Genomic DNA, 11,618 nt, shown 5'->3' with positions numbered 1-11,618 from the left:
GTCAACAATAATGATAGTCGTTATCATGTTTATGCGTTCCAAAAATAGATGAATTGAGTAACACTATTGTATTTTGACATTTGATCTATTAACTTTCTAGTAATCAGTAGCTAACATAAATCTTAGCTGTCCTATGACAATTGAATTTGAGCGCATATCACCTAAATATAAAAACAAACTTGCCAATATTTTATCTGACCCTATGAATAATAAGTTTAATCCTGCACCGCCAACCTATATGGAGAGTCTTTCAATTATTGAAAAATGGATAGAGTTTACAAACCAATCTTTTATGTATCAAGTTGCCTTGATTAATAAGGAAGTAGTTGGTATGGGTGGCGTGAGTCTAAAAACATTACCCGATTTTGGTGAGTTTGCTAATTTATACTTTAGAGTGTCACATCGTTACATTAATCAGGGAATTGGCAGAGCAATTGCAATGAAGGGTATAGAAGATGTCAGAAAGCATGCGATAAGATGTATCGCGATCACAAGAAGAAATAACTTGCCCGCAATAGGCTTACTGAAATCATTGGATTTCTCAGAGGTAAAAATATGCTCTCCAGAACTTGACTCAACACAAGTTTGTTTTGGGCAGCACCAGTTTTAGTCTATTGTTTGAATAGTACTTAGTGTTTCTTCAGCCCACTGTATTTCAGCATTAATGCGTTTATCGTTATAATTATATACCATCAATAAATAAGGCTGATCTTGGCGGCTATGATGATCAGTTTTAATATGTTCAATAACTTCATATAGCTGTGTTTTAAGTAGTTGTAAATAGTTCAGGTAGTGCTGAACATGTAAGCTTAGGTGCTCTTGGTCAATTGCAAAGCCATTACTGAGCTTGAGTAATAACTCATTTCTTTCTTTTGATCCGTATGTGATTGGTTGGCAGAGCCACTTGTTCAGATAGGATTTTCCTTCAGAAGTAATGCTATAGATGCGTGTTTTACGTTTTCCTGCTTGGGGGTCAAAACTTGATTGCACAAGCCCTTCTTCTTCTAGTTTTTTGAGCATAGGATAGATTTGGGCATTACTTTCAGACCAGTAAAAATTTGCAATTTTTGAGAATAACATTTTAATCTTATAGCCTGAAATTGGATGCTTGTTAATCATACATAAAATCGCATAACGCGAAGTATTCTCTCTAGCCATATCACTTTATACCTTTAAATAATTTATAACTATAGTTAAGCGGTCATAAATTATCATCCTCAAATAATATTTGCATTTTACGTAGCTCTTTAGTATAGTCAATAGGTATTAAATACCCGTATTAATTATCCGTTGAGGTGACTATGTCTAAATTGACTATATTAATGGTTTTAAGTGTTTGTATTATTACCCCTTTTGCAAATGATATATTTATTGCCTCTTTTCCAAGTATGCAGCTGGCTTTTCATAGTGATAAAATCACCTTGATTATGACAAGTTTTATGCTGGGTCTGGCTATTTCACAGCTGTTTTATGGTCCGCTGCTTGATCGCTTCGGTCGAAAGGTGGTGTTGCTTGGTGGCTTGGTGATTTATTGCATAGCATCTACTTTTATTCTTTTCTCAGGAAATATTTTAATGCTATTAATATTAAGATTCTTTCAAGGTGTTGGTGTGTGTAGTACTATTGTCTCAGCAATGGCAATTGCCCGAGATGTGTACAAAAAAGAAGAGCTCGTAAAAGCGATGGCAACGATTATGGCTATTATTGGCGTTTGCCCAGTATTGGCGCCACTTTTCGGCAGCTTTTTGCAAAGTAGCTTTGGTTGGAGAGCTTCTTTTGTTTTGTTGTTGGTACTTGGGATAGTATATTTTTTTGTTGTTTTATTTTTGTATAAAGAGTCAATCAAAGAAAAAAACATGCATGCATTAAAGCTGAGTATGTTATATAAAAACTATATCTCACTGTTACAGAAAAAAGCATTTACAGGCTATATCTTAGTGAGTGCATGCTCATATGGTGTGTTATTCTCCTACGCCGCAGCAAGTAGTATCCTTATCATCAAGCACCTTCACTATTCCGTAATGAGTTATGGCGTACTCTTTGCACTTAATGCATCGGCAATTGTTTTAATGTCTATCTTAACGCCAAGACTAAGTGCTCGCTATGGTATTAGTCGCATGGTTATCATCGGCTGTATATTCATTTTATTGGGCGCATTGTTTGCAATATTGATGGGAGTGCTGATAGGGGAGAATATATATACTTTAATGTTGCCGATGTGGATAGCAACCATTGGCATTGGGATGATAAGACCAAGTGCAAGCGCTGGAGCAATTGCTTTAGCTGAGCATAAAATCACAGGTTCAGCAGCTGCGCTCTTTAATTTTTCTTCATTTGTTGGGGGTTCCATTGCAACTTACTTGATTGCTAATTTTACACTGACTGTGGTTAACTATGGCATCTTTGCTTTTATCATCGCGTGTATTGCTATTTGTCTTTCTTTGTATGTATATCACGCTGAATTTGTTCATAACTTTCGTTGTGATGGAATAAAAGAAGCCTAATAATTGCCTATAGGATTATTTTTAGTAGAATGACCGAGAAAGGAGGGCTGGAGAACAAGGAAGAATAGACAAAAAGGAAAGTACATGAGCCCGTTTAGTCAAAAACTAATCTCGTTGATTAGTAAATATAGGATCGTTTTTTTATATAGTAGCCATGGTAGTAATGGTAACTATGCAACCGCCGCTTTAGCGAGATTATTTGAAGAGTCAGCCTCATCAGATCCTGAGGCGTTTAAAAATTTAAAAGGGAAACTTGTAATTGGTGTAGAGGGAATACAAAGAGCTTTGAGTTTACCGCAACAAAGAAGTGAGCAAGCAGTTCATGGCTTTGTTGGGCGGCATGAAAGAGCGCTTGGATTTCAGCCACTTCCATCTCAAGTTATCCAACAAATCAATAGATCATATGATTATTTTTCGCACCGTTCAAAAATTGATATAACAAGTATGGAAGATTTGTCAGTATATCCTCTAGATAGTAAATTCTATCCACAAAATGGGCTATGGTCACCAGCACGGAGTTTACTCTTTAGCGAAGCGCATAAGCAGCATTCACGTTTAGGACATGCACAAGTCGAATTTCATGCATTAGATACTCCCGCAACTGACTATGGATTGACAAGAGATAGAAATGAGCTTGCTTTTCATATTGAGGGGTCTGCAAGCTTTTTCCCCTATGAAAAGCGTGACATTATGGATAAATATGATCAAGAGATACGAGAAATGAAAGCGCAATATAGAACGATTGCAAAGGAGCCTCATGTGGCGGAGTTTATTTTTCACCGACAAGCAATATCACGTTTATGCACTAAGCACTATGCTCTTTTACGGGTAAGATTAACGAATAATGATATGATTGCACAAAATATTGCATCGGTAATGCGAGAAACAAAAAGCCAACAGGAAGAAAGCACCTATGTTATTTGTTTCGGCAGTGCGCATATGGTGAATTTTGAGAATCCAAGACCAAGGCAACAAAGAGATATTATTTACTCAATGCACCATGAATTAGCACGTATTATGCAATCAGAAGGGGGCTTTGATCAAAATAGTATGGCCGTTGTTATTTGCGATAGTGAAAATGGCTTTCCAGATCTATTTGCTCCTGTTATTGGAACAGCTGTAAACTATCAGTCTTTTGTGGAACAGTATTTAGAGTATATCTACCACACAATTAGAACAGAGCAAAAAGGTGCTGATGATACCAATACGCTCAGGGTATGTGCTAGTTATAAAAAAGGTTTTCCCTATTTAATAAGTCCGCACCTTTATTATTCACAAGTGCATTTAAGCCCTGAGATAATGGCATATTATAAGCGTTACCAAGAGAAAATGGAAAAAAACAGATTGTTACAATCAACAGACTCAAAATCATGCAGTGTTATGTAAATGACTGTTTCTCCAAGGTGTCTTGCAGTTTCACTTTAGCATTATTAAGCAACGGCTGACCGTGCGCGCTTAGTAAATGTTTAAACTCAAGTGATATCAGTTCACCAAATGCATCAGTTGTAACGCCCATTGCCTGTAGCCAAATATCCGAGATAGATGCTTGGCCAAACATGCCTTGTTGCTCATAGAGCTTCGCTGTGGCGTCACTAAAATAAGGATCAGGCAGTTGCCAGTTTTTAATGCTATCACAGCTGATTAAAATGCCGCCTTCAGAGTTAATGTGGATACACGCCTCAGGGAAATTTGTGTTTTTGAATATAAAAAGTGAGCTATTTTGAATTGGCAATGATGTGCTTTCATCTAAGCTCACATCAACTGGCGTGCCGTTTTCATCTTTCATGCCTTGAAGGGCCCATAGTTTTGCTTGATAACGGTTGATATAGAAGTGATCATCCTTGCCATGAAAGCTTCCAATTCGAATAACATGCTTTATTTCACCTAGTTGCTCAAGTTCCGCTAAGCCTGCATCAGATAATTTAACTGAATTAATCAGGGTTAAGTCACGGCCTTCACGAAGAATGACCATATTTCTTGAGTGTTGAAGATGATTGCCTTCAAATTCTACATGATTGCTTGCGCTTACCATGTAGATATTGCTCAATACTGCTTTAATTTTGCTATGTGATGCACTCATTGGTAATTCCTTATGCATTATGATTGAAGTGGGGCGCTTATTTTATCGATGTGATATAAAAAGTCCATACTGGAATCAATTCATTTTGGTACATTGGATTAAAATGTAGCAAGAGTGCAAAATGCTCTGTGATTAGTATATGCTTAATCATAACTGAGGATACTTTGTGAGAAGGATATGAAGCAGTTGTTTATCATTGTATTATTAATGCCAGTGTTTTTATATGCCAATAAATCTGAGAAAGCCATTTTTGCAGGGGGCTGTTTTTGGTGTATGGAGGCTGACTTTGAGCATTATCAACAGCTGGAGGGAGGCATTATTTCAGTCACATCTGGCTATGATGGCGGCAGTAAAGCAAATCCAAGCTATGAGCTTGTTTCATCAGGGACAACTCACTATAAAGAAGTGGTTGAGGTGGTGTATAATCCAGAGAAAATCAGCTATGAGCAACTCGTTAAATTCTTTTTTATGCATATTGATCCAACAGTTAAAAACAGGCAGTTCTGTGATGTTGGTGCCCAGTATGGATCAGCCATTTACTATCTTAATGATACACAGAAACAACAAGCCATGAGAGTGCTAAATGAAGTAAAAAAAGAGCTCAAGGTAAATATATACACCGAAATACTTGCCTCAACACACTTTTATCCTGCAGAGAAATATCATCAAGAGTACTATAAAAAGAACCCTTTGCGTTATAAGTTTTACCGATGGAATTGTGGCAGAGATAAGCGAATTCAAGCAGTGTGGGGGAGTAAGAAGCTGGGTTATATATAGTTTGTCTTGATTGTATCGGTCATTACATATCTGGGCAATAGTATATAAATTATTAATATGTGATTTGCATTTACATTATTTTTTTATATGTTAAATTATCTTTGAAGAGGGCAAGGGGCATTATCAGTAAAATTTCGGTAGAGATAAATTAATACTATATCGACTATTTTCACCAGTTTCAGGTGAATGTATAAAATTAATAGGAGGGGAGTAAAATGAATAGCAAATTATTGAGTATTCAGGAAAGATTTTTTCATAATAGACACGCGGTTGAGGTTGCATATAGCACGATACAAAAATTATTTAGAGACAATAACTTGTTATTTGAGGATAAAAAAGAGTTACCCGTATCCATGCAGCCTTCAGTTATCGAAAAAGAAAGTATCGATGAAAGAAGAGGCAAGGAATATGGAAGCAGAGTTAAGAAACAAATGATATGAAGAACTAATTAAATTATAACAACGGAATTCGAATTAGTCTTTTAATCGCTGCCATTGTGATATGACAAGGAATCATTAAAATACTATCGGACTTCTATTTGAATTTTAAAAGCACAGAAAAGAAGCGAATGAAAAATAAAGTGAAGAAGACTATAACGCTAGCCTTGCTGGCTATATCATCATCTATGTATGCAGAAGAGAAGGCGACTGTTAAAGCAGGACCCACTATGCAACCATCTAGAATGGGCCCACCAATGCTGCGTCCTGAACAACAGGATAGCAGAGCAACATATATCAATATGAAGGAGCTTCAATTTGGTAATGTAACGCTTAACCCTTCAGATTTAAGTTTTACAGTCAGTGAAGATCAATTAAGTATTCCACTCAATGATGGTTTATCTTATAACGTTCAAATGAGTAGCGCTATTACTCAATCAGTCTTTGGGTATATCCCTACTGTTCATGCACTCAGTATGCACAAGGATGTCTTCATTTTTACCGATATAGACGGATCATCTGTTACCTTTGCCAGGTTAAATACACACGCCAATCTCTTTAGAAGTAAGGAAGGGTATTATGCTTATGCAACAGGAACCTCAGGTTTTGGAACAATGACTGTTGCTGTATATCGACCAGATGGGTCTCACCTTACCTTCTACCCATTCGAGCCAAATATGGTTAGATGGGAAGTTTTTCACGGAACGGCAAAGAAGGTCTACAGTGCCCATAATCTAGATAGCTATACTTATGCAGGAAGATACAATTGTTCTATGACACTGAGCACTGGATATCAACAAAGTTGTCAGTCAAGATTTAATTATGCAGTTAATATCACTGTTAATAATTGGGTTAAAATAAATAACGGTTTTGGTCAATGGACCATTAATAATTACACTACGGAATACCCAGACGGAAGCTCATCTTATTTTCTTACAAAACACAAATATCAAAATCCACTTGGACTAGAAGTATCTGTTTTCAATTCAGGCAATAATCACTACACAGAAAAATCTCATGCAAAATTTACATTTAAGAATATTGAAAATCTTTTTTCTATAGATATGCAAGCAGATACATCGCTCATTTATAAAAGGGGTCAAAACTTCAAAGTCCGAGTTGATCTTCCAAATGGTGATTACATTGATTATCACTTTAAAAGATGGCAAAAGAACGACAATCGTTTTCCTACTTTTGAAGCAACTCAGACCAGAGGACAATACTTATATAAAAAGATATACGATAAAAATGACCGATTACTATACTCAGAGACAAATACCTTTAGTAATGTAAATGGCATAGAGACAGTGACAAAAACAGATTTTTATCAAGACGGTGTCACATTTTCAATAGAGTATCAAAGTTATGATACATACAACAATCCAACGAAAGTTGTAGAAACTGCATCTAATGGGGATAAAAGAACAACAACCATTACTTATCATAAAACAGGATCGCCCTCTCTAACAGGATCAGTCTTTCTTATTCAACCAGCAACAATTACTAAGACAGATAAAGACGGCAAAATTCTGTATAAAGAAGAGAATGTCTATAACGCTCAAGGCTTTAAAACAAAAAGCACCGTTAATGGGATTATTACTCATTATACATACGATGAAAAGGGTAACTTAAAGACAAAAAAAGATGCTTTAGGCAATCAGATTCAATATCTGGATTATTGGGGAGGTCAGCCACAGAAAGTCATAGACCCAGAGGGAAATGTCACGCAGTACACATATGATAAACGTGGGCTTAAGCTATCACAAACTGACCCTAAAGGAAATGTTACCCGTTGGACGTACGATAGTATGGGTCGCATGACCAGCATGACCCCACCGATAGGATTAGCCACGAGATACACTTATAAGGATGGTGGACGCACCGTAGAGGCCACTAAAGGTTCCTTGAAAATTACAAGCACTAGTGACGGCTTTGGTCGACAGCTAAGCACGGTAAGGGAAGGTTTCTCTGCAACGAGTTATAAGTATGACGATCTAAATAACAGGAGCTTTGTAAGTTATCCATGCGCTACGCTTAGTCAGTGTACCATTGGCAGAGTAACGACAAAGGATGCCCTTGATCGAGATGTTAGACTCGTAACGAATACGGAGGGCTTCTAAGATGAAAATTAACGCTACACTAGCCCTTACACTTCTTTTAGCAGGCACTGCAAGTGCTGAGTCGTATACATGGATATCTGAGTACAATGCTAATCCAAGTACAAAACAGTATCTTGTCCACGTGGTGAAAACACCAAATGGTTATAGTAAGAATAAATATTATACAAGGTATGGAGATCAAGAGATACTTTGGTCAAACCAAGCTCAATACGACGGGACAAAATGGATAATTCATCAAGCTAAAACAGATGTCTTAGGTAGAACAAAGGAGTTAAGTCAAAATGGAGAAAAGCGAACCTATACATATGATCCTATTAAGTTGGGTCTGGTTAAGACAAAGGTGGATCCTGAGACAGGCACAACCACCTATGAGTATGATGCTGTTGGTAGAAAGACCAATAGTCAGATAGACGGATCATATTCCATTAATTATACATACAACAAGGACGGACAGCTTAAGACGGTTTCTGCAGTTGACTTAAACACAATAACCAACGACTACGATGTCAATGGCAACCTAAGCACGAGTGACAACCGTGAGTCAACACTTTCATATGAATATGATGCGATGAATAGAGTGACCAAACAACGCATCAGTTATGGTGGCTCTAACTATGATTTGCATTATGAGTACGACAGTTACGGCTATCTAAAGACTGTTGCTTATCCAGATGGTTACTCTGTAGATTATGCACCCGATGTGGCAGGAAGACCCAAGAAGGTAGGCACACTTGTCAGTGATATAGAGTACACACCATATGATACGGTGAAAGGCGCTAAATTAGGCAGTACAACGGTTACTAAGATGTATGACAGTATGAGTCGAATCACCAACATCACTGCTGGTTCTTATGTGAATAAAAGTTATACATACGATGGTGAGAACAATGTTACCTCCATTACTGACAATTTAAATGCCGGTAACAATCAGCGCTTCTCGTATGACGGTGTGAATCGGTTAACACAAGCAAACGGACCGTACGGCACCATAGACTATGCGTATGACTTAGCAAATAACATGACCAAGCGAGGAAATCAGAGTTTTACCTACACCAACATGAAGCAGGATGGCTTGAGCTATGACAAGCATGGGAATGTCATTCAAAAGGGTGCTGATCGATATGTATATAATCCGCTGAATAAGATGACTAGCTTCACCGGGAATGGAAAGACCATCTCCTTTATCTATGATCCACGAGGCAATGTGGTAGCCACTACTGAGGCCGGCAAGGAGTATGTCATTACTATCTATGACAATCAGCACAAATTGATGTATCGCAAGGACTTAAATACAGGTGAGGAAACGAATTATGTCTACCTGGGCGGACAACTTGTAGCTACCATTAAGGGATCTAGGACGATATATACCGTTACAGATCCACTAGGCTCTCCACTGGCTGAGATTGAAGGCGGCTCTGTCTTTAAACAGACCTATAAGCCATATGGAGAAGAGACTAGAACTAGACCTGTCATAGAAGATCACGTTGGCTTTACGGGCAAAGATAAAGTGGAAGGCATAAACTTGATAAACATGTCTGTCAGGTACTATGATTATAAATCTGGACGCTTTATGGCAATTGACCCGATAGAGCCTACTGTAGATAACATCTTCTCCTTTAACCGCTACGTCTATGCGAATAATAATCCAATGAAATATGTGGATCCGGATGGGCTTTTTCCAATACCTTTACTTGTATTTGGTTTTATGTCTATAAATTCAACTTTTGGATATTTTATCGGTAACAGCACATGTGGTACAAAATGCGGAGTAATAGGTGCTGCATCTGGAGCTGCTCTTGGATTTATAACACCTATGCTATCAGGAATTGCAGCGCCAGCACTAGCAGAAGCTAGTTTTGCTTTTGGTACGGCGAAAGCTTTTTCAGACGTCAATCAAAAACCATTAAATTCAGTAGCTACAGGATTAGATGTATTATCATCTATAGGATTAAGTAAAGGAATAAATAAAGCTATATCAAAACTTATTAATCCAAACATAAGTTCACTTGCAACAAACACAATAACAGGCGCACCTATTAACCGTGAAGGGGATACCATGGGCACAAAAATATCGAAAGGAATACAACAAGGAGCTAATAGTATAGAAAAAAAGACAGTGTCAGCAGCACAAAAAGCAGCATCTCAAGAAATGATGAGTAGATCAATTAGAGTTTGGTGATATATGGATTACAATATGATAATAATATTAGCTCCAATATGGGCGCTGTTTTTCTTTTCATTTCATCAATATTATTTAATAAAGAAAAACAAGAGAAGAACAAAGATATTTTTTATAGTATGGGGTTTTTTTCTTGTAATATCAGATCTTCCATTGCTATATAAAATTTTATTTGGAAAATTAGATGGCGTAGAAAAATTTGAATACAAAGGAATAGTTTCAACCGAATTATCGGCGTTTATATATGTTATATCAATCTTTTTTATAATTCAGCTAGTAGGTTTTTTGTATTGTACTCTTATTTACGATAAAAGGAAGAAAGGTAGATTATGAGCAAGGGAGTAATACACATGACAGAGTATATAGATAAATATTTTAGCAAGAAAGCCATCATAAATCTTTGTATATGGCTTATTGTCATTCAAATTTCTTTCGTTGTCGTGACTGTCTTGAATACAATGATAGGGATTGCTCCATTGCAACAAGAAGACAAAGAATTCTCATTAGCAATTGTGTACACCTTGCTCTCTATCGGACCAGCAGCATTGACGATCATTGGTCTAACACTGAAAGTAAGATTATTGTTCTGGATAGGCTATTCTATAAATTACTGCCTATCTTTAATATGCGTCTTTTGCGCTTTTTCTGAAGCTGGAAATGTTACTCTTGTTCAATTAGGAATAACAATTCTTTGTCTGTGGTTTCTAGCAACGATATTAGGATTAGGATTAGGATTAAAAGGTTATATGAGATAAGACATGTATATTTTGTTTCTCATTCCGAGCTTTACGATCATATTAATGATTGCTCATTATTTCTATAAAATTCAAATAAGAGAAGAGAGGCCATCAAAGTTATTTATAAAAGGATGGGCAATAATATTTGTTCTGTCTCATTTGTCATGGACATTCTCCGCAAGCATTCCTATCGCGCACTACAACTTGATTGTATTTATTGTTCAAATAGCAGTTATCGTTAAATTGTGGTACAGGTATCATATAAAGAACAAAGAAGCGGCACGCTTTGATTTCAGTGGAAAAAAAGAGAAGCCGATGACGGTGCTAGGAATAATAATGATTATATTATACATAATTGTTATTATTATATGAAAGAATATATAGATAAATATTTTGGTAAGAATGCGATCATTACTCTTTGCACAATTCTTATTTTAATTCCGAGCATTCTTCTTTTTTTTGACAATTCTAAATTTGATAATTGGCATTACGCCACTGCAAGAAGAAGGTAGTAGCTTAACATTAGGTATATTTTTATACTACTTAGTCGCCCCTGAAAAATTCCTTAAAGCTATATAAGTAGTGTGTTAGCACTTGAAATTTCGCAAGCTAAATTGCAAGATTTATGGTATCAACCATGCAAAACCTTGCAATTTCATGCGTAATAAAGAGCAAAAATTCAAAGAAACCAAAGACCTATTCAAACCAGAATTATCAGAGCAAATTGATCTTTCTCATAAACTTTGCTTATTAGCTGATTTTATTGATTGGGAGAAGCTGGATG

At 36.6% G+C, this 11,618-nt stretch carries 10 protein-coding genes; 8 read left to right on the top strand and 2 right to left on the bottom strand.

Annotated elements, in window-relative coordinates; translation table 11 throughout:
• Positions 1-133 precede the first annotated feature (133 nt).
• Positions 134-610 carry a GNAT family N-acetyltransferase gene (locus tag A37Q_RS0106190; RefSeq protein WP_018299415.1) on the top strand — a complete coding sequence of 159 codons (477 nt, stop codon included), beginning with the start codon at positions 134-136 and terminating at the stop codon, positions 608-610.
• On the opposite strand, the gene A37Q_RS15825 is transcribed toward A37Q_RS0106190, so the two are convergent.
• Positions 607-1,158 (bottom strand): helix-turn-helix transcriptional regulator, encoded by a 552-nt coding sequence (locus A37Q_RS15825; protein WP_051074479.1) that lies wholly within the window; start codon positions 1,156-1,158, stop codon positions 607-609. The two genes, A37Q_RS0106190 and A37Q_RS15825, sit on opposite strands and share 4 nt — an antisense overlap.
• 143 nt (positions 1,159-1,301) lie before the next feature.
• Here A37Q_RS15825 and A37Q_RS0106180 point away from each other — a divergent pair, with 143 nt between their 5' ends.
• Together A37Q_RS0106180 and A37Q_RS0106175 are read left to right on the top strand one after the other, a co-directional pair.
• Positions 1,302-2,504 carry a multidrug effflux MFS transporter gene (locus A37Q_RS0106180; protein WP_083906992.1) on the top strand — a complete coding sequence of 401 codons (1,203 nt, stop codon included), beginning with the start codon at positions 1,302-1,304 and terminating at the stop codon, positions 2,502-2,504.
• A gap of 84 nt (positions 2,505-2,588) precedes the next feature.
• Entirely contained in the window at positions 2,589-3,890 is a 1,302-nt protein-coding gene (locus A37Q_RS0106175; RefSeq protein ID WP_018299412.1) for a hypothetical protein, read from the top strand.
• Here A37Q_RS0106175 and A37Q_RS0106170 read toward each other — a convergent pair.
• On the bottom strand, positions 3,883-4,584 hold the full coding sequence (locus A37Q_RS0106170) for a hypothetical protein (RefSeq protein ID WP_018299411.1): 702 nt from the start codon (positions 4,582-4,584) through the stop codon (positions 3,883-3,885). The two genes, A37Q_RS0106175 and A37Q_RS0106170, sit on opposite strands and share 8 nt — an antisense overlap.
• Before the next feature lie 177 nt (positions 4,585-4,761).
• Here A37Q_RS0106170 and msrA point away from each other — a divergent pair, with 177 nt between their 5' ends.
• The 5 genes from msrA (at position 4,762) to A37Q_RS0106140 (ending at position 10,852) form a co-directional block, all read left to right on the top strand.
• Positions 4,762-5,361 carry a peptide-methionine (S)-S-oxide reductase MsrA gene (gene msrA, locus A37Q_RS0106165; RefSeq protein ID WP_018299410.1) on the top strand — a complete coding sequence of 200 codons (600 nt, stop codon included), beginning with the start codon at positions 4,762-4,764 and terminating at the stop codon, positions 5,359-5,361.
• 215 nt (positions 5,362-5,576) lie between these two features.
• Complete coding sequence (locus tag A37Q_RS0106160; RefSeq protein ID WP_018299409.1) at positions 5,577-5,801, top strand: hypothetical protein; 225 nt, start codon at positions 5,577-5,579, stop codon at positions 5,799-5,801.
• A 128-nt stretch (positions 5,802-5,929) separates the two neighbouring features.
• On the top strand, positions 5,930-7,918 hold the full coding sequence (locus A37Q_RS0106155) for an RHS repeat domain-containing protein (RefSeq protein WP_018299408.1): 1,989 nt from the start codon (positions 5,930-5,932) through the stop codon (positions 7,916-7,918).
• Position 7,919: 1 nt separating this feature from the next.
• Entirely contained in the window at positions 7,920-10,097 is a 2,178-nt protein-coding gene (locus tag A37Q_RS0106150; RefSeq protein WP_018299407.1) for an RHS repeat domain-containing protein, read from the top strand.
• A gap of 350 nt (positions 10,098-10,447) precedes the next feature.
• Complete coding sequence (locus A37Q_RS0106140) at positions 10,448-10,852, top strand: hypothetical protein (protein ID WP_154648636.1); 405 nt, start codon at positions 10,448-10,450, stop codon at positions 10,850-10,852.
• The last annotated feature ends 766 nt before the right edge of the window (positions 10,853-11,618 follow it).

Source organism: Fangia hongkongensis FSC776 = DSM 21703 (genome assembly GCF_000379445.1).
In the GTDB taxonomy this organism is placed as follows: Bacteria; Pseudomonadota; Gammaproteobacteria; order Francisellales; family Francisellaceae; genus Fangia; species Fangia hongkongensis.
This window is presented reverse-complemented; position numbering and strand designations above follow the sequence as displayed.

Bases quoted from the DNA above. Each gene is read 5' to 3' on its own strand.
- A37Q_RS0106160 (WP_018299409.1), top strand. From the start codon at position 5,577: ATGAATAGCAAATTATTGAGTATTCAGGAAAGATTTTTTCATAATAGA.
- A37Q_RS0106190 (WP_018299415.1), top strand. From the start codon at position 134: ATGACAATTGAATTTGAGCGCATATCACCTAAATATAAAAACAAACTT.
- A37Q_RS0106170 (WP_018299411.1), bottom strand. From the start codon at position 4,584: ATGAGTGCATCACATAGCAAAATTAAAGCAGTATTGAGCAATATCTAC.
- msrA (WP_018299410.1), top strand. From the start codon at position 4,762: ATGAAGCAGTTGTTTATCATTGTATTATTAATGCCAGTGTTTTTATAT.
- A37Q_RS0106150 (WP_018299407.1), top strand. From the start codon at position 7,920: ATGAAAATTAACGCTACACTAGCCCTTACACTTCTTTTAGCAGGCACT.
- A37Q_RS15825 (WP_051074479.1), bottom strand. From the start codon at position 1,158: ATGGCTAGAGAGAATACTTCGCGTTATGCGATTTTATGTATGATTAAC.
- A37Q_RS0106140 (WP_154648636.1), top strand. From the start codon at position 10,448: ATGACAGAGTATATAGATAAATATTTTAGCAAGAAAGCCATCATAAAT.
- A37Q_RS0106175 (WP_018299412.1), top strand. From the start codon at position 2,589: ATGAGCCCGTTTAGTCAAAAACTAATCTCGTTGATTAGTAAATATAGG.
- A37Q_RS0106180 (WP_083906992.1), top strand. From the start codon at position 1,302: ATGTCTAAATTGACTATATTAATGGTTTTAAGTGTTTGTATTATTACC.
- A37Q_RS0106155 (WP_018299408.1), top strand. From the start codon at position 5,930: ATGAAAAATAAAGTGAAGAAGACTATAACGCTAGCCTTGCTGGCTATA.